Raw genomic sequence first — 17,794 nt, 5'->3', positions numbered from 1 at the left:
GATGGATTTCCGGTTCTTGATCACGATTGTGTTGGGCTGTGCTTGCCTCGCCGGATGCGGCGCGCGCGACGCAGCGCCATTTGACGGCCCCCTGGATGCCGGAGCCGATGTGGTGACGCTGTTCGGGGATGTGCGCCTGGCCGACCGCGGCGCGGTTGATGCCGAAACGGAGCCGCTCTTCACGAATTTCGGCATGCAGTTCGAGGCAGCGATGGGACTGTCACGCGAAAGTCTTCTGGCACTGCCTCAACATGAGGTGCAGGTCGACTATCCGGCCGGCGCGGCCTTTCATGGATTTTCCGGCCCCTTGCTGCGCGACGTCTTGGCTCTGGCGGGCAGCGGGGAGGGAGATGTCATCGTCACCGCGCTGGACGGGTATCAGCGCACGATTGAGCGCAGCCGTGTGGAGACGCACGATGTCATTCTGGCCGTGAGCATGGATGATAACGGACTGCCGCTGGGCGGGTTCGGACCGGCCATGCTGGTCTGGCCGCGCGCGCAGGACCCAGCGCTCCAGGGCATGCCGGATGACGACTGGGTCTGGGGCGTTTTTGCCATCGAGATAGTCGGAGCGGACTAGACCTTATTCACCCCGTGGCATGAGGATGCGCCGCCCATCTGAGACCTGCATCTCCACGGCGTCTGCCGCACCGGATCCGTCGACGTGGAATTCCAGCATGAATTCTGTTGTGTCACGGAATGCAAAGCGATGGTCGCCCAGCGCTAGCAAGGCTTCGGGCGGGCGACCCTGACGCGTATAGATCAACTGCCCGTTTTCTGCTGAGAATGAGCGAATTCCGAACTGACCAACATATTGCGCGAGTTCGTCATCGCCGAGAACTTGTGGGTTTTGCAGGGCGCGAAGCTGAGATGCCGCCCACTCCAGGTTCTCTCGGATGAGAGGGTCATCGCTGGTTTCCCGTAAGGTTTCATAAGCAAGGATTCGCGCTTCCACGAGTGCATCCTCGGCCGGGATTTCAATATCCGGGGTGACGCCGGTGCCTTCCCAATTGCTCATTGTGATCGGGTTGCGGGCTGATCCCGTGGACACGAAAATGCCGAAACCACCTGCGGCCCGGAAGACCTCGCCCGGATTGCCGGCACCATAGGTGGTTTCGCCTATGATCGTGGCCCGCTCCATGGCTTGCAAATGGTAGGGGAAGGCCTCTCCAGCCGATCCGGTGCGGCCACTGACAAGCACGTAGACAGGGACGTTCGGGCGGAAGCCAGAAGGGTGGCTCGGCAGCGACCACATCTGGTTGGGGTATTCATAGTCCCGGGACACGAAAGTGTTGATGATCACTGGATCCTGGGCTGACAGGAAATGGCTGATCAGGAATTGCACCATTGAAGGGGCGCCACCACCATTCTGCCGCAGGTCAAAAATGACGGCGTCCGCGTTGGAGACAAAGTCCAGAACGGCCGTTGCCGTATCCCGCGCCGGTTCGATTGGTGCAAATTGGTCCAGCCGGATATAGCCCAGATTTCCGGGCAGGATGGAGGTTTCAACAAAGCCGAAATTCTGCCGGCGCAGGCTGGCCCACGGGTCTGCAGGTGTCGGCTGCGTACTGGTTTCAGGTGCGACGCGTTCGGGACGTTCGCCGACATATCGCACGGAAAAGTGGCGATCGGCTTCGTGAAGGCGGGCCGTCAGTTGCTGCGCAAGTGTTTCGGCGTCGCGGATCGAGTCGAACTCGCCGGCTTCCAATGCAGTCCGCATCTCGGCGGCCAGACTGCCGGCGCGCTCGGCGTCAAAATATTCATCTTCCACGATCTGTGCGAGCGAGAGTACAGCATTGGCGCGTTCGTCGTGGTCTATCCGCGTCTGGGCGCAGGCCGTGGTGCTGGCAAATGCGGTAAGTCCAGCAAGGCAAGTTGCTGTAAGAAAATGGAGTTTCGGCATATTTCCCTCTCCTGTTCCGGCGCATAGCATGCCGGGAGCTGAGAGCCGGATTCAAGTGAACTCGCATTTAGCTATTGGCAGGTTCACTGTCAGGTTACGCACAAAATTCCTTTGCGTGCTGCCAGCCCCCGCCTAAGGTGCCGCCTACACAAATGGGGTCATGGGTCGTGCTGTGACATTCTCGGGATGAAGACGGGCCGAAGGGCTTGCTTTCCCGGTCTGCGTGCGGCCCAGCTTTAGTAGCACGTGCAATACTGGGGATAGGTATGACGGCGAATTCCGGATCAATCGGAGAAGTGATTTCCAATACCATCGGAACCGTAAACGGTTTCGTTTGGGGGCCGCCCATGCTGGTCCTCCTGCTGGGTACGGGCTTGTACCTGACAATCGGCTTACGGTTCATGCCCTTGCGCAAGATCGGCTTCGCGTTTGGTGAGCTGATGAAAGGACGCAAGGCTGAGGGCGAGGGTGATGTCACACCTTTCCAGGCCTTGATGACCGCGCTCTCGTCCACGATCGGCACGGGCAATATCGCCGGCGTTGCCGTGGCCATTGCGATCGGCGGCCCGGGTGCCCTGTTCTGGATGTGGATGACGGCCTTGGTCGGCATGGCCACCAAGTTTGCCGAAGGCGTGCTGGCGGTGAAATACCGTGAAGTTGATGCCGAAGGCCGCCGGGTCGGCGGGCCGATGTATTACATCAAGAATGGCATGGGCAAGCAGTGGATCTGGCTGGGCGGTCTGTTCGCCTTCTTCGGGGTGATGGCGGGTCTGGGGACCGGCAATGCCATTCAGACCGCGGAAGTCGTTCGCACCGTAGGCGAGACCTATGGCGTGGAATACTACATCACGGGTGGCGTGATCGCGCTTCTGGCGGGTCTTGTAATTCTCGGCGGCATTAAGCGGATTGCCAATGTGGCCGAGAAAGTCGTTCCGGCCATGGCGCTGTCCTACATCGCCTTGGGTCTTTTGGTTGTGGCCATCAACTACGCTGAAATCCCCAATGCTTTCATCCGTATCTTCAGCAGCGCGTTCGGTTTTGATGCGGCCGCAGGCGGCTTCACGGGCGCCATGTTGATGCTGGCCATGCAGCGTGGTGTGGCCCGCGGCATTTTCTCCAACGAGGCGGGTCAGGGCTCAGCCCCGATTGCCCACGCCGCTGCGCAGAATGATGACCCGGTCGACCAGGGCATTATCGCCATGCTGGGGACCTTCATCGATACAATCATGGTTTGCTCGATCACGGGTCTGGCCATCCTGACTTCGGGCGTCATCCCGGAAGAATGCAATGCCTTCCTGATTGCCCAGAGTGGTATCACGCCGGAAGTTTGCGACACCGGGGCCCGGATCACGACGGCGGCCTTTGCTGATGCGCTTCCGGGCTTCGGCGATCATTTCGTGACGATCGCGCTGGCCTTGTTCGCCTTCACCACCATTCTGGGCTGGTCCTATTATGGTGAGCGCTGTGCGGAATACCTGTTCGGTGTGAAGGTCATCCTGCCCTTCCGTCTGGTCTGGATCGCCATGATCCTGGCGGCCACTTTCCTGCTCTATGCGGGTGAGAATGTGACGGCACTCATGAACACGGTCTGGCTGACAACGGATACGCTGACCGGTCTGATGGCGGCGCCCAACCTGATCGCGCTTCTGGTCCTGTCACCGATTATCTTCAAGGCGACGACCGCCTATTTCGACAAGCTGGAAGGCAAGTCAGGCGAAGGCGAAAAGGCCGAATAGGCCGTCTTCATGGACACAGATCAGGCCTCGCCCTTCCGGGCGGGGCCTTTTCTTTTTCGGTGTCGGGTCAGTGGGGCTGCGTCCGCAGAAGGCGCCGGGTCAGGCTGATCAGGATCAAGGCGAGCAGAATGCCCAGCGCATCGGCAATGATGTCTGCCAGCGAGGCGTGCCGGCCTTGGCCCATTTCAGCCTGTGCGAGTTCAATTCCGATGCCGTAGGCCAGCAAGGCGAGGCCTCCCAGCCAGCGGGGCAGGCGAGGAAATCCGACAGCTATCAGAATTGTCAGCGCGACAAAGGCGGCCATATGCTCGATCTTGTCGGTGCCGAGCCAGCGGGTTGTGACTTCGCTGGCTGGCTGAAGCGCCAGGTCGGTGATCACGACGAGGGCGACCACAAGCAGCAAACGGGCACCCCAGCGCAGTCCCATGTCTGGACGCGCGCCACCGGTGTTTCTACTTTCCCCTGTCACTTTTCGGGACGGACCTGTCATGACTTCCTTGCTCAGCGAAATCGAAACCCTTGCCCAGCCGCGCACTGACTGGACACGCGAACAGGCCGGCGCGATATACCGCGCGCCGTTTAACGATCTGATATTTGCTGCCCAGTCCGTGCACAGAAAGGGCCATTCGGCCAATCACGTGCAAACGAGCCAGTTGCTGTCAATCAAGACGGGCGGTTGTGCCGAGGATTGCGGGTATTGCAACCAGTCCGCCCATTTCGATACCGGGCTTGAAGCGTCCAAGCTGATGCCGCTGGATGATGTTCTGACGGCGGCTCAGAAAGCCAAGGATGGCGGGGCAACGCGTTTCTGCATGGGCGCGGCCTGGCGCGAGCTGAAGCCGCGCGACGAAGACAAGATCTGCGACATGATTTCGGGCGTGAAGGCGATGGGCATGGAGACCTGTGTCACGCTGGGCATGCTGTCTGATGGCCAGGCCGAGAAGCTGCGGACGGCCGGTCTCGATTACTACAATCACAATCTCGATACGGCGCCGGAGGATTACGGCCGCGTGATTTCCACGCGGACCTATCAAGACCGTCTGGATACGCTGTCACGGGTTCGCGGTGCCGGCATTCATGTCTGTACCGGCGGCATTGTCGGCATGGGGGAGGATGAGGCGGCCCGCATCGGGCTGCTCACTGAGCTGGCCTGCATGGATCCGCATCCGGAAAGCGTGCCGATCAATCATCTCGTTGGTGTGGCGGGAACCCCGCTCGGCGACAGCGAGCCGCTGGACGGGATCGAGTTTGTCCGGACCATCGCTACGGCGCGTATCCTCATGCCCAAATCCATGGTCCGTCTGTCGGCTGGCCGTGAGGGCATGAGCAAGGAATTGCAGGCCCTGTGTTTCCTGGCCGGTGCCAATTCCATCTTCGTGGGCGAGGAATTGCTGACAACCCCGAACCCGGAACAGAGCGAGGATTTCGACCTGTTCCGGACGCTGGGGATTGAGCCGATGGCGATGCCGGCCGCCGAGTAGGCGGTCAGCGCCCCCATTCTTCCGGCAGGACAAAGGCGCGGCGTTCGCCGCCATCGCCCAGACGGTTGGTGATCTCACCCTCCGGGACGGCAATGCGGCCCGTGTCGACGGCATTGGCCATGTGCCGCAGGACGACACCGGGATCCGGGTCGGCCTGCGAGTATTCGCGCCGCAGGAAATAGCTGTGGCCCAGGGGTTCATATCCGTTATTGAAGTCCGAACAGTCCGCCGCGAACACATTGCGGGCGACGGCATTCATGTCCTCCGGACCATTATGTCCCAGGCGGCGTGAGGCGATGGCATTGGCGACATTGGCCGCTTTCGACGAGCGCAGGGCCAGGTCGTCCGAGGCGTGGTAGACGACCACATTGCGGGAACTGTCTGAGACCAGGCGGCCGGGCTTTTCGCGCTCCAGGCTTTCATTGACGATGTCCGGCGCGACCATGAAGACATTCCGGAACAAATGGGGGGTGCCCCCATTCTTTTCGGCCCAGTCTCTCAGCCCATAGACCAGGACGCGGTTTCCCATCGAGTGGGCCAGGATATTGATACGCCGGTCGCAATTGTCGGTCGCTGGGTCGCCGCGCCCGGCTTCTCGCCAACGTACGAAGAAATTGAGGAAGCGGCTGTAGGCCGCGGCGGAGTGTTTGGCGCTGTCCTGATCGTCCCAGTATTCCAGTACCGCACCCGCCGAGGGCCAGATGAAGGGAACCACAAGGCTGGCGGCGGGTGTGTCCGTTCCCAATTGCTGGTCGAGCGCCGCCTGCAGCCGTGAGGCCGATTTCAGGGCGTCTTCCATGGAGACATTGAAGCCGTGGACAAAGAGAAAGATGTTGCGCCGGGGCTGGTCCCGCAATTCCTTGAAGAACAGGTTGGAGCCTAGGAATTCATGGGTATCGCCTCCGGTGAAGCGGCAGGCGAAGAACTCCACTTCCGGTGAGCGGTTGCCGGTGTCGAAGCGGATTTTCGAACCAGCCTTGCGGCCGCCATTTCCCTTGCGCCGGCGATTGGTGACAAACAGCATGCTTTCCTCCCGTATTGAGAGAGGAATATAGCACACATACTCATGGGTTGTGCATAAGGGCGCTGGCTGGAGGAAAGGCTTCCATCCCGGGCGGTCAATGCTATGTCGCTGTAATCAACGAGGAGAGAGCCATGCAGAAGATCGGAGCCGCCGCCGCCTTGAAGTCCTTGCAGGGCTGGTCAGCTGTTGAGGGCCGCGACGCCATCTGCAAGACCTTCCGCTTTACCGATTTCAACGAAGCCTGGGGTTTCATGTCGCGGGTCGCCCTGAAGGCCGATGCGAGTGATCACCATCCGGAATGGTTCAATGTCTACAATACGGTGGATGTGACCCTGGCCACGCACGATGCCGACGGCGTCACGCAGAAGGATGTGGATCTGGCGGCCTTCATGGACAGTCTGGTCGGCTGATCCGGTTCAATCGCCGTGGATGATGATCATGCCGATCAGGATCTGCGCGCCTTCTTCGCCCAACGTCATGTCCGTGGCTTCCTGAAGGACTTCGGCAATCCGGTCGGCATCGGGGATGTCGCCATAGCGGTAGTTGACGCCGGCATAGACGCTGAGTGCGGTCACCCAGGCATTGCGCAGGCGGGGCATGTAGCGCTCGACGCGGCGGCGCAACTGGGCGTCGGGCACTTCCAGACCCGCTTCGATCTGAAGCAGGCCGCGGGCCCGGTGATTGGCCTGGACCGTGGCGGTCAGGGCAGCAATCGGCACATAGGATGGTGAATTCGTCAGCGTCCGGTGCCGGCTTTCCTCATTGCTCTGCTGGGCAGGCGGACTCTTCGCGTAGCCGCCAGCCATGGCCGGTGCCGACAGGACCAGGCTGACCGCCAGGGCGGTGCCGCGAAGGAAAGGGCTCGAACGCATCATGCCTTTTCCTACCCTGTCCGGGTAAAGGAAGCGTTGGCGCTAGCGCATTTCCAGCACGCGGTAGACATCGCCCCATTCTGCATGAAGGCTTTCATAGTCGCGTTGTTCGATCGGGCGCAGGGCACAGTAGACGAAGCGCTCGCCGCGATCCGTCTGGATCGGGGTGTGCGTGCTGTGCCAGTAGTAGACGTCATCGCCGACATGCGTGTCCCAGAGCGTCTCGATCGCGTCGACACGCCCGTCAAATATGCCACTTTCCTTGATCTTCTCGATCAGGACGACACCTTGCGGGCTGACTTCCGGGCGGATCCGGTCGCCTTCGCCATCCGGCTTGAACAAGGGATGGTTCCGCATGCCGGCGCTGAGGGTTTCGTAGCGGATTTCGGCATCGTCCGGACGGATCAGGCAGGCAATGTGAGGGTCCTGGCGGACCGAGGCCTCGATACTGGCAAGGACGCCCCGGCTTTGGGGGGCGTCTCGGAAATATGTGATCTTTGCGGCCAACTCATGCGGCGGGTCGATCTGGCCGGCTTCGATCCGGGAGATGTGGGGCTGGGTCGTGCCCAGAAGTTCGGCCAGCCCACGCTGGGTCAGGCCGGCCCGGGATCGCAGGGCTCTCAGTTCAAGTGGCCAGTTCACGGATCGCTCCGGTTTTGCATCCACAATCCGTGATCATTTTGTCCCCACGCCTGACGAATCATTAGTCCCAAAATAAAACCATTATGACCCAAAGGCGAATAGCGTATAAAGCGGGTTGTTCAGCATTGTGAAATCAAGGGTTGTGACATGGGGCGGGTGCTTCTGGTTGAAGATGATGCGGGGGACGCCGAACTGGTTGCCGAGGCCGTGACGCGCCATTCTGCGACGCTCATGCTGGAAGATTGCCGCTCCGCCGAAGCCGCCTGGGATTTGCTGCGGGAGCGTGCGGGAGGCAACAAACTGCCGGTCTGCATCCTGCTCGACATGGTGATGGGATCGTATGACGGGGCCTGGCTTCTGTCGCGGATGGCCCGTCACTCGGGTTTGCGGGATATTCCGGTCATTGTTCTGTCCCAGAAGGCGGATGCGGTGGCGCGGGCCCGGACCTTCGGGAATGTTGTGGGGGCGATGGAAAAGCCGGTTCACGAAGCTGAGCGGCGTCAACTCGTCGATACGGTTCTGCGCCTGGCCGGGGGTATGGGTGTTTCCGCCTGACCGGATTTGATTCCTGTCTTTTCAGCAGCTTGTTTGCCTGGAGATTGAGAGGGGTCTGCCTCTCTCTTGACTCTTCTGAGCGCCAGAACAAAAACAGAACATAATGTCCGTTCTGCGCTCTTCCTCTCCCGCGGCCTTGGTGCCGGATGCGTCCTTTCCTTTTGGCTTGGGCCGGTCCGGCCTGCATGAATTGTCCGAGGCGCGGTATGGCGATTTTCCGGCCTTGACCGGACTGGCGCTGGCGGCGCTTCGCGATGCAGCCCGCCCAGGGGCCTGTCTTTGGGTGACCCAGAGATCCCTGACGGCCGAACACGGGCGGATGTCGGGAAGAGGTCTGGCCAGGGCCGGGGTGAATCCGGGGCGCTTGCTGCTGGTGGAAGCCGCGACACGGATGGATGCGCTGAAGGCGGTTGAGGAGGGCGCCCGGGATGGCCGTCTAGCAGGGGTTATTGCCGAGCTGGACGATATGGACTTCACGGCAGCCCGTCGTCTCGTCCTGGCCAGTCAGGACAGCCAGACGCCCCTGATTTTATTGTTTCCCCATACGCGGTCGGGAGCGACGGCCGCCCACGGACGGTGGCGGGTTTCTGCCCGCCTATCCCAGTCCCATAACGCAGATCCGCGAGCCCCGGGGCGGCCGGCCTGGCGCGCGGAATTGGAGAAGTCCCGCCTGCAGCCGGGTGAGGCGGGACGGATTTTCGACCTGGAGTTCCGTGATGAGGCGCCATGTTTGCGTTTGGTTCCCGGACTGGCCACTCGATCGTCTGCGCCGCAGCCGCGGCGGGGCGCGTCCATCCGGCCGGGAAATGCCGTCATCCCGTGGCGACGCGCCGGCTGAACCGGCTCCTTTTGTCCTGACAGAGGCGGGCCGTCATGGTCTGCGGGTCGTGGCGGCCAATCCGGCAGCCCGGGCGCTGGGTGTCGAGGCGGGTCTGCGCTTTGCCGATGCCCGGGCCCGGGCGCCGGGATTACTGGCGGAACCGGTGGACCGTGATGCCGACGCCAAAGCCTTGCGGGCACTGGCGCTTTGGATGGAGCGGTGGTCGCCCTGCCTGGCGCTGGGGGAGGCGGATAGCGTTCTGATCGATGCCAGTGGCTGTGCCCATTTGTTCGGGGGTGAAGCGGCCATGCTGGCGGATATGGCGGGGCAATTGAGGCGGGCGGGCCTGTCCTGCCGGCTGGCCATGGCGCCGACGCCGGGCGCTGCCTGGGCCCTGGCGCATGAGCGCGCGGATCGGGTCTGCCTGGCAGACAAAGACTTGCGGGCCGGGCTGGACAAACTGCCGATGGCCGGCCTGCGCCTGTCCGAGGAAACCCTTGTTCTGTTGCGCCGTTTCGGGCTGACCCGGATCGGCCAGCTGTATGATATCGACCGGCGCGCCCTGGCCCGCCGCTTCCATTCCAAAGCCGCCGCCGAGGCGGTTCTGGTGCGGCTGGACCAGGCCTTGGGACTGCGCCAGGAGCCTCTCGATCCGATCCGGGCGAGGCCGGATCATGCGGTGCGCCTGCCCTGTCTGGAGGCCTTGCTCCATCTGGAGGGTGTCAGGGCCGGTCTGGACCAATTGGCGCCGGCATTGTGTGAGCGATTACAAGACTATGGTGAGGGGGCGCGGCGCTTCCGTCTGGCCGCTTTCCGGTGTGATCAGAGCGTGGCACAGCTGACGGTCGGCGCGGCGCGACCGGTGAATGATCCGGCGCATATCCTGCGGCTTTTCCGCGACCGGCTGGAGCGGATAGATCCGGGCTTTGGTATTGAAATTCTGGAGCTTGAGGCATTCGGGACGGGGACAGTCCGGCCCGAAGCGCGGGGTTTTGGCGGGGATTTTGACGGGGATGAGCCGGACCTGGACGCCCTGTCGGTCCTGGCCGACCGGATCACGGCAAGGCTGGGGGACAGGGTGGTGCATATCCTCCAGCCCCTGGCCAGTTATTGGCCGGAAAATGCCGAGGCGCTGCAGGTCTATGAAGGCGTGTTGCCGGAGTGGGATAGCGCGGCCGTTCCCGGCTGTTCGGACCGCCCGGCCCGGCTGCTGCAGCGGCCTGAAAACCTTCAGGTTATCGCCGAAATTCCGGACGGGCCGCCCATGCGGTTCGTGTGGCGCAGACAGGTGCACAAGGTGCGCCGGGCGGACGGGCCGGAGCGGCTGGCACCGGAATGGTGGCGGCCGCCACCGCGGCCGGGACGTGCGCGGGATTATTACAAGGTGGAGGACATGGATGGGCGGCGTTTCTGGATTTTCCGGGAGGGCTTGTATGGCGATGGGCGGGGCGGTCCGCCCGCCTGGTTTATCCATGGTCTGTTCGCATGACGGACTATGCCGAACTCCTGGCCATGAGCAATTTCTCCTTCCTGCGCGGGGCCTCCCACGCGGAGGAGATGGTCGCGGCCGCAAAAGCCTTGGGGCTCAAGGGTTTGGGTCTATGCGACCTCAACACTTTGGCCGGTGTCGTTCGGGCCCATCTGGCTGCTCGGGAACAGGGTTTGCCGCTTCTGGTGGGCGCTCGCCTGCGCCCGGTGAAAGGGCCGGACCTGGTCTGTTATCCCACAGATCGCGCCGCCTATGGCCGCCTCTCCACCCTTCTGTCGAACGGGAAAATGGGGGATGTGAGCAAGGGGGAATGCCGGATTTCTATCGAGGATATCGTCGAATCCGGCGCGGGGCAGATATTCATCGCTTGTCCCCCGGCCGAAGTGGATCCGGATTTCGAACCTCTGCTGGAGCGCTTGCGCGAAGAATGGGGGGATAGGCTCTACCTAGCCGCGACCCATCACATGCGCGGTGGGGACCGGGCCCGGCTGGGCGCGCTGGCCGCCTTGTCCAACAGGACGGGTGTGCCCCTGGTCGCGGTGCAGGATGCGCTCTACCACATGCCGGCGCGCCGGCCCCTGCAGGATGTGCTGACCTGTATCCGGGAGGGCTGCACGGTCGAGCAGGCCGGTTTCCGCCTGGAGGTGAATGGCGAGCGTCATCTCAAGTCCGGATCGGAAATGGCGCACCTTTTTGCCGGTTATGAAGACGCATTGGCGCGCAGTCTGGAAATCGCCGATCGCTGCCAGTTCAGCCTGGACGAGCTGTCCTATGTTTATCCCGATGAACCGGTGCCCGCCGGATCGACCCCGCAACAGCACCTTGTCCGTCTGACATGGGAGGGTGCGGCACAGCGCTATCCGGACGGTGTGCCGCCGAAAGTCTCCCAGCTCATCCTGCGTGAACTCGCCCTGATCGAGGAGCTGGACTACCCCGCCTACTTCCTGACCGTGCATGACATCGTCGCCTGGGCGCGGGAGCAGGGCATTCTCTGCCAGGGGCGGGGCTCGGCGGCCAATTCTGCGGTCTGCTACTGCCTGGGCATTACCAGTGTCGACCCGGCCAGTTCCAGCCTTCTCTTCGCGCGCTTCCTGTCCAAGGAGCGGCGCGAGCCACCGGACATCGATGTGGATTTCGAGCATGAGCGCCGTGAGGAGGTGATCCAGTATGTCTATCGCCGCTATGGCCGGCACCGGGCGGCATTGACGGCGACGGTGATCTGTTACCGGCCGCGCTCGGCCCTGCGCGAGGTCTGCAAGGCGCTGGGCCTGTCCGAGGATATTGCCACCGCGATGAGTGGCACGGTCTGGGGGAGTTGGGGCCGGTCCGTGAATGCGGACCATATCCGCGAGGCCGGGCTGGACCCGGACAAGCCGGTCCTGCGACAGGCCCTGATCCTGGCCAGCGAATTGATCGGCTTTCCCCGCCACCTCTCCCAGCATGTCGGCGGGTTCGTGCTGACCCAGGGGCCGCTGATCGAGACCGTGCCGATCGGCAATGCGGCGATGGAAGACCGCACCTTCATCGAATGGGACAAGGACGATATCGACGCGCTGGGCATCATGAAGGTGGATGTGCTGGCGCTGGGCATGCTGAGCTGTATCCGCAAGGCCTTTGGCATGCTGGCTCTCTACAAGGGCGAGGACTGGGATCTGGCCACCATCCCGGAGGCGGATGAGGCCGTCTATGACATGCTGTGCAAGGCTGACAGTCTGGGCGTGTTCCAGGTGGAAAGCCGGGCCCAGATGACCATGCTGCCACGGCTGAGGCCGCGCTGTTTCTATGATCTGGTGATCGAGGTGGCGATCGTCCGGCCCGGTCCGATCCAGGGGGATATGGTCCACCCCTATCTGCGCCGGCGGAAGGGTCTGGAACCGGTCCGCTTTCCCAGTCCCGATCCGTCCTGTGGTCCGGCGGATGAGCTGGAGCGGATCTTGCGCCGGACGCTGGGCGTGCCGCTCTTCCAGGAACAGGCCATGCAGATCGCCATTGATGCGGCCAAGTTCACGCCGGACGAGGCCAACGGGCTGCGCCGGGCCATGGCGACCTTCCGCAAGATGGGCACGATCACCGAGTACCAGAACAAGATGGTGGGGGGCATGGTGGCGCGCGGCTATGCGCCGGAATTTGCCGAGGCCTGTTTCAACCAGATCAAGGGATTTGGCGAATACGGCTTCCCGGAAAGCCATGCGGCCAGCTTCGCCCTGCTCGTCTATGTTTCCTCCTGGCTGAAATGCCATCACCCGGACGTGTTTGCGGCGGCCCTGCTGAACTCCCAGCCCATGGGCTTTTACGCTCCGGCCCAGATTGTCCGCGATGCCCGCGAGCACGGGGTCGAGATCCGCCCGGTGGACGTGAACTATTCCGACTGGGATTGCACGTTGGAGCCGGCCGAGGGCGGGCAGTTTGCCCTGCGCCTGGGCTTTCGCATGATTGACGGCATGCGCCAGGAAGATGCGGACCGGCTGATGCTGTCGCGCCAGGCCGGCTATGAGGATCCCGACAGTCTGCGCCGTCGCACCGGTCTGGGCCGTGGTGCGATGGAGCGGCTGGCGGCAGCTGATTGTTTCCGCTCGATGAAGCTGGACCGGCGCGCAGCACTCTGGTCGGTGCGGGGCGGGGCCCGGGACCAGGGTCTGCCCCTGTTCGACGCGGCCGATGTGAATGCCTTCGGGGCGGAGGAGCGGACAGGCCTGCCCGCTATGCCCCTGTCCGAGCATGTCTTGCAGGACTATCAGACGACCGGACTATCCCTGAAATCCCATCCGCTGAATTTCCTGCGCCAGCGCTATGGCGGGATGGGTCTGGTGACGACGAAAGAGGCCAATCAGAAGGGCAATGGGCGCTGGGTGAAGACCGCCGGTGTGGTCCTGGTGCGCCAGCGCCCGGGTACGGCAAGCGGGGTGGTTTTCATCACGATCGAGGATGAAGCGGGGGTCGCCAACCTCGTTGTCTGGCCCCGGGTTTTCGAGCGTTTCCGCCCGATTGTCATGGGTGCACGCCTGATTGCGGTGACCGGCCGGGTGCAGGAGGCGGACGGGGTTGTCCATATTGTCTGCGAGAGCCTGATCGACCGGACGGATGACCTCTCCCTCCTGTCCGAGGACGTGCAGCGTGACGTTCTGGAGGGGATAGCCAGCCGCGGCGATGAGGTGAAACGCCCCGTCGCCCGCGATCCGCGCGGCCGGACCCATCCGAGAAATGTACGGGTTATCCCCAAAAGCCGGGATTTCCACTGAGACGCGCGAGCTTGTGAAAAGGTCGCGCATTTTAATGAAACGGGGTGCCAAAAGGGGTCGAGAGGGGGTCGGGATGGGTTCGGATCGGGATCAGGGTGGGATCGGATGGGTATCAGGACCGGCTCAAGAAGGGGGCGGGACGAATTCGGGGCCAGGTATGGTCAAGGTGTGGGGGTTGAGTAGCAGGTGAGAGGTTCGGGCGGCGGCGTGATGTCGGCCGGAACGAAAACGTATGAGGACCACAGGCGTTCGAAATTGGTCATGGTTGAGATCGATTGCCATGCATCATCGCGTCGGGCACAGGCTGCGGGTGCACTGTCACTGGCCCTGAGCGAGTCAATGAAGCAGATGCGTTCGAGATTGTGCCAAATACGAGCCAGCAATATGGGGTCTTGTGCGTCAGTCTCTTCAATCATGACGCGGGGAAGCGCGTGAAAATGGTCGAGCGTGCGCCTTACCGGTTCGCAATGCCTCATGCGATCATGGAATTGGAGGGTGCGGATGATTCCGTCATCGTCTTCCAGAGACAAGACAATATCATCGGACCAGTTCGCCCAGTTGGTGAGGAAAGGTGCCGTCATGGCTGCCAGATGTGCAGCCTGCTCAGATTGTCCCGAGCGCTCCAACTCAATTGAAGCAAGTCGAATGCGCGCAAGAGTGAGCGGCCAACCCAAATGACCGTCGTCTTCGATGGTTTCGATGAGCTCCCGTGCAGTGACGATTCTGTCTTCGTCGAGAAGGCGTTCCACGAGCTCTGTTCGGGGGCGTGCGGAATAGGGGTGCTCGAAAAAATCGAGTTCGCGTGACCACCAATCCGGCGCTTCGCCCGTTTGAATAGTTTCATCGATAAAGACATCGCCGTCTTCAATGGCGGCTTCCAAATAGAGCGCTTCATTCCGGTCGAGTTCTTCGAGCCCCTCCCTCCAGATCGCAAGCGCTGCATCGAGGCCATGGGCTTCATAGGTGAGATAAACGGCCTGTTCCCAATCAAGTTCGTTTTGAGTGCCGCCGTAGAAACCAAGCCGGTTTGGGTGGCGTGCAGCATCGAGCATCCGGCTGGCTGCCCGATCATTCTGTCCGAGCGCCGCGTAGGCCTGACCGAGCATCCGCCGAGCGTTCATGTACCGACCCGGATGTGTCGGCGGGTAGAATTCTGCAATGCGCAGCCAGGGAAGTTGCTTGGCGGCGAGTTCGCGACCGCCCAGCTTGTCGTACCCCGAAAAGACACCGGGACCCGGGACAAGCTGGGTTGAAGAAACCCAAGCGGAGACCGCATTTCGCGGTATCCACACAGTGTCCCGCCACACATGATGAGCGCCTTGAGCCTCGCCAACTGGTGGGCCTGCCAAAAGCGCGATCAGACCCGCGATCGACGCGGTCAAAGCAATTACCCTGGCGCGCATTTCTTCCCCCTTTCCCAAGAGGATTGCGCATTCGAGGGTTGGTTTCCAGCGGGAAGTGCGGGGGCTGGGTCCCGGCTCAAGGCCGGGATGACAAGGGCGTGAGGTTTGGGCTGTTGGTGTGTTCCGGTCCACCTCCATCCAATCCAACACCGTCATCCCCCGGCTTGGCCGGGGGACCTCACCCATCCTTCCGACAGGTGAGCTCAGGTCCCCCGGATGCCCTCCGGGCACCGGGGGATGACGGGTGAAAATTTTGATGGGAAACGCCCGGTCGTCGAACCCACAGGCTTCGCAAGCGCGACGGCGCGTCGGCCCCTGATGGGCCGCCCCATCGGAGGCGTCCGCGCAGCGGACTGCCGTGAGATCAGGAAAACAGGCGAAGGGTGGTGGAGCCGAGGGGAATCGAACCCCTGACCTCGTCATTGCGAACGACGCGCTCTCCCAACTGAGCTACGGCCCCGTCACCTTGGATGGGCGAAATACGAGCGTCTTGCAGTGCAGTCAAGCATGCGGTTCTGGACGTTGCAGGCCGCGGCAGGCTAGAAGCGAAGGCAGCACACAAGGAGTATGCAATGGGCGCGGATATCTGCTGGCTGATTTCCCAGATCGTCAATCTGATCCAGTTGGTCGTACTGGTCTGGGTCATTCTGAGCTGGCTGGTCATGTTCAATGTGATCAACGCCCATAACCAGTTCGTGGCAACTGTGCTGCGGGTGACCGATGGTCTCGTTCGTCCGATGCTGGCCCCGATCCAGCGGGTCATTCCGCCCCTGGGCGGACTGGACCTGTCGCCGATCATCCTGCTGATCGGCCTGGAATTCCTGCGCCGCATCCTGTGCCGGGTTTTGATCTCCACCATGGGCTTCTAGCCACGCGCTATTCCCGCGATACGGACGGGCTGACCCTCCAGGTCCGCCTGACCCCCAATGCGTCGAAAGATGCGATCGAGGCTTGGCGGGCTTCGGCGGACGGGGCGGTGCATCTGGCGGTGAAGGTCCGGGCCGTTCCGGAGAAGGGCAAGGCAAATGCAGCCCTGGTGGCGCTGCTGGCCAAGCAGCTGGGACTTCCCAAACGTGATGTGGATGTTATACGCGGCGCGACATCCCGTCTGAAAACCGTGCGCATTGCTGTCGAGGGGGCGGCCCTCCAGCCTGTCACGGCCCTGCTGGAGGCCTGTCCGGATGAGTGCTGAATTGATCGATGGCAAGGCGGTTGCCGCCGAAATCGACGCCCGGGCGGGCGAGGTCGGGGCTGAGCTGGCGAAAGAGATCGGCCGGGCACCCTGCCTGGCGGTCGTGCTGATCGGCGATGATCCGGCCAGCGAAGTCTATGTCCGCAACAAGGTGAAGCGCACCGAGGCGGCCGGGCTGAAATCCATCGAGATCCGCAAGCCGGCCGAGACCACCGAAGCCGAGGCGATCGAGATCGTGCGTGGGCTGAACGCGGATGACAGCGTCGACGGGATCCTGGTGCAGATGCCGCTGCCGGATCAGATCGATGCCAACCGGGTGATCGGCGAGATCGATCCGGACAAGGATGTCGATGGCCTGACCGATGTCAGTGCCGGGCGGATCGTTCTGGGCAAGCCGGGCCTGCGTCCGTGCACGCCGGCGGGCTGCGTTCTTCTGGCCGAGCGCGCGCTGGGGGATTTGTCGGGCAAGAATGTCGTGGTGATCGGCCGGTCCATCCTGGTCGGCAAGCCGGCTGCGCTTCTCTTCCTGGAAAAGAATGCCACGGTGACGATCGCGCATTCGCGCACCAAGGACCTGCCCGCCCTGTGCCGGACCGCGGACATTCTGGTGCCAGCGGTCGGCCGGCCGGAAATGGTCAAGGGTGATTGGGTGAAGCCGGGCGCCTGTGTGCTGGATGTCGGCATCAACCGGATCGATGCCCCCGAGCGCGGTGAGGGCAAGACCCGCCTGGTCGGGGATGCGGCCTTTGACGAGATTGTCGGACATGCCGGCTGGATCACACCGGTTCCGGGCGGAATCGGCCCGATGACTATTGCCATGCTGCTGCGAAACACCGTAATTGCCGCCGCAACCCGGAGTGGCAAGAATCTGCCCGCAGATTTTTGATCCAAGTTTTCCGGATTCGTATACAGTTCGGTAAGGCAACCGAACTAGAATGCCTCAGTGGGAGGGATCAATGTCCAATCAAGCGCTGAACGTGCTGCACGTCGAAGATGATTTTGCCGATGCCATGCTGGTCCAGCATGCCGTCTGCGAAGCGGGCGATCTGGACATCTCCTTTGAAGTGGCGCGAACGCTCAAGGACGCCAAGCGCTGCCTGCAACGCCGGGCCTATGATCTGATCCTGCTGGATCTGCGTCTGCCCGACTCCATTCATCCCAAGGACACGCTGGAAACCACGCGGACCTTTGCCGGTGACACACCGGTGCTGATCCTGTCCGGTTCCATGGCGGTGGATGAAAGCATCATTCCCGAGGATGTGTCGCGTCTCGACAAGAATGAGAGCTTCCGGGCGCATTCCGGAAACATGCCGGTGCATCTGGCGCATCTGATCCGCGATGCCGCGGAACATGCCGACGTCCAGACGATCTAGCCGCGCTTTCCCCCGAAAATAGTTCAGGATCCGACCGGTTAAGGCTTGCTGGCCTTTGACCCGCG

The 17,794-nt window shown here is 62.4% G+C and carries 18 protein-coding genes and 1 tRNA gene; 12 read left to right on the top strand and 7 right to left on the bottom strand.

The genetic code is table 11. The annotated features are described in order from the left end of the window. Window position 1 precedes the first annotated feature (1 nt). On the top strand, window positions 2-580 hold the full coding sequence (locus I0K07_RS01390) for a putative pterin-binding protein (protein ID WP_203290875.1): 579 nt from the start codon (window positions 2-4) through the stop codon (window positions 578-580). A gap of 3 nt (window positions 581-583) precedes the next feature. On the opposite strand, the gene I0K07_RS01385 is transcribed toward I0K07_RS01390, so the two are convergent. Further along, entirely contained in the window at window positions 584-1,903 is a 1,320-nt protein-coding gene (locus I0K07_RS01385) for a S41 family peptidase (RefSeq protein ID WP_203290874.1), read from the bottom strand. A 266-nt stretch (window positions 1,904-2,169) separates the two neighbouring features. Here I0K07_RS01385 and I0K07_RS01380 point away from each other — a divergent pair, with 266 nt between their 5' ends. Next, window positions 2,170-3,639, top strand: coding sequence for an alanine/glycine:cation symporter family protein (locus tag I0K07_RS01380; RefSeq protein ID WP_203290873.1), 1,470 nt, complete (start codon window positions 2,170-2,172; stop codon window positions 3,637-3,639). Between the two features lie 67 nt (window positions 3,640-3,706). On the opposite strand, the gene I0K07_RS01375 is transcribed toward I0K07_RS01380, so the two are convergent. Further along, window positions 3,707-4,066 (bottom strand): VanZ family protein, encoded by a 360-nt coding sequence (locus I0K07_RS01375; RefSeq protein WP_203290872.1) that lies wholly within the window; start codon window positions 4,064-4,066, stop codon window positions 3,707-3,709. 61 nt (window positions 4,067-4,127) lie between these two features. Here I0K07_RS01375 and bioB point away from each other — a divergent pair, with 61 nt between their 5' ends. Then, a complete protein-coding gene (gene bioB, locus I0K07_RS01370; RefSeq protein ID WP_203290871.1) occupies window positions 4,128-5,120 on the top strand; it encodes a biotin synthase BioB in 993 nt (330 codons plus the stop codon). 4 nt (window positions 5,121-5,124) lie between these two features. On the opposite strand, the gene I0K07_RS01365 is transcribed toward bioB, so the two are convergent. Beyond that, the gene (locus I0K07_RS01365; protein WP_203290870.1) at window positions 5,125-6,144 is read right to left on the bottom strand and encodes an alpha/beta hydrolase; all 1,020 of its coding nucleotides are present in this window, start codon (window positions 6,142-6,144) and stop codon (window positions 5,125-5,127) included. 131 nt (window positions 6,145-6,275) lie between these two features. Between I0K07_RS01365 and I0K07_RS01360 the strand changes: the two genes are divergently transcribed. Continuing rightward, a complete protein-coding gene (locus I0K07_RS01360) occupies window positions 6,276-6,554 on the top strand; it encodes a 4a-hydroxytetrahydrobiopterin dehydratase (RefSeq protein ID WP_203290869.1) in 279 nt (92 codons plus the stop codon). Window positions 6,555-6,560: 6 nt separating this feature from the next. On the opposite strand, the gene I0K07_RS01355 is transcribed toward I0K07_RS01360, so the two are convergent. Beyond that, window positions 6,561-7,019, bottom strand: coding sequence for a flagellar basal body-associated FliL family protein (locus I0K07_RS01355; RefSeq protein ID WP_203290868.1), 459 nt, complete (start codon window positions 7,017-7,019; stop codon window positions 6,561-6,563). Between the two features lie 39 nt (window positions 7,020-7,058). Beyond that, on the bottom strand, window positions 7,059-7,658 hold the full coding sequence (locus I0K07_RS01350) for a helix-turn-helix domain-containing protein (RefSeq protein WP_203290867.1): 600 nt from the start codon (window positions 7,656-7,658) through the stop codon (window positions 7,059-7,061). A 147-nt stretch (window positions 7,659-7,805) separates the two neighbouring features. Here I0K07_RS01350 and I0K07_RS01345 point away from each other — a divergent pair, with 147 nt between their 5' ends. From I0K07_RS01345 to I0K07_RS01330, 4 genes are all read left to right on the top strand, one after another. Then, window positions 7,806-8,213 (top strand): response regulator, encoded by a 408-nt coding sequence (locus tag I0K07_RS01345; protein ID WP_203290866.1) that lies wholly within the window; start codon window positions 7,806-7,808, stop codon window positions 8,211-8,213. Window positions 8,214-8,316: 103 nt separating this feature from the next. Then, window positions 8,317-9,051 carry an ImuA family protein gene (locus tag I0K07_RS01340; RefSeq protein ID WP_203290865.1) on the top strand — a complete coding sequence of 245 codons (735 nt, stop codon included), beginning with the start codon at window positions 8,317-8,319 and terminating at the stop codon, window positions 9,049-9,051. After that, the gene (locus I0K07_RS01335) at window positions 9,020-10,522 is read left to right on the top strand and encodes a Y-family DNA polymerase (RefSeq protein WP_203290864.1); all 1,503 of its coding nucleotides are present in this window, start codon (window positions 9,020-9,022) and stop codon (window positions 10,520-10,522) included. Before I0K07_RS01340 ends, I0K07_RS01335 begins: the two co-directional genes overlap by 32 nt. After that, window positions 10,519-13,761: an error-prone DNA polymerase gene (locus tag I0K07_RS01330; protein WP_203290863.1), complete on the top strand. Its 3,243-nt coding sequence runs from the start codon at window positions 10,519-10,521 to the stop codon at window positions 13,759-13,761. Before I0K07_RS01335 ends, I0K07_RS01330 begins: the two co-directional genes overlap by 4 nt. Before the next feature lie 161 nt (window positions 13,762-13,922). On the opposite strand, the gene I0K07_RS01325 is transcribed toward I0K07_RS01330, so the two are convergent. Then, the gene (locus tag I0K07_RS01325; protein ID WP_203290862.1) at window positions 13,923-15,164 is read right to left on the bottom strand and encodes a hypothetical protein; all 1,242 of its coding nucleotides are present in this window, start codon (window positions 15,162-15,164) and stop codon (window positions 13,923-13,925) included. A 384-nt stretch (window positions 15,165-15,548) separates the two neighbouring features. Then, window positions 15,549-15,624: transfer RNA gene (locus I0K07_RS01320), tRNA-Ala, on the bottom strand. A gap of 112 nt (window positions 15,625-15,736) precedes the next feature. On the opposite strand from I0K07_RS01320, the gene I0K07_RS01315 reads away from it, so the two are divergent. The 4 genes from I0K07_RS01315 (at window position 15,737) to I0K07_RS01300 (ending at window position 17,729) form a co-directional block, all read left to right on the top strand. Beyond that, window positions 15,737-16,033: a YggT family protein gene (locus I0K07_RS01315; RefSeq protein WP_203290861.1), complete on the top strand. Its 297-nt coding sequence runs from the start codon at window positions 15,737-15,739 to the stop codon at window positions 16,031-16,033. Then, entirely contained in the window at window positions 16,000-16,356 is a 357-nt protein-coding gene (locus tag I0K07_RS01310) for a DUF167 family protein (protein ID WP_203290860.1), read from the top strand. The genes I0K07_RS01315 and I0K07_RS01310 overlap by 34 nt, the downstream gene beginning before the upstream one ends. Further along, entirely contained in the window at window positions 16,346-17,242 is an 897-nt protein-coding gene (folD, locus tag I0K07_RS01305; protein ID WP_203290859.1) for a bifunctional methylenetetrahydrofolate dehydrogenase/methenyltetrahydrofolate cyclohydrolase FolD, read from the top strand. Before I0K07_RS01310 ends, folD begins: the two co-directional genes overlap by 11 nt. Window positions 17,243-17,312: 70 nt before the next feature. Beyond that, window positions 17,313-17,729 (top strand): response regulator, encoded by a 417-nt coding sequence (locus I0K07_RS01300; RefSeq protein WP_203290858.1) that lies wholly within the window; start codon window positions 17,313-17,315, stop codon window positions 17,727-17,729. The last annotated feature ends 65 nt before the right edge of the window (window positions 17,730-17,794 follow it).

It is taken from the genome of Maricaulis parjimensis (assembly GCF_016817355.1).
In the GTDB taxonomy this organism is placed as follows: domain Bacteria; phylum Pseudomonadota; class Alphaproteobacteria; order Caulobacterales; family Maricaulaceae; genus Maricaulis; species Maricaulis parjimensis.
This window is presented reverse-complemented; position numbering and strand designations above follow the sequence as displayed.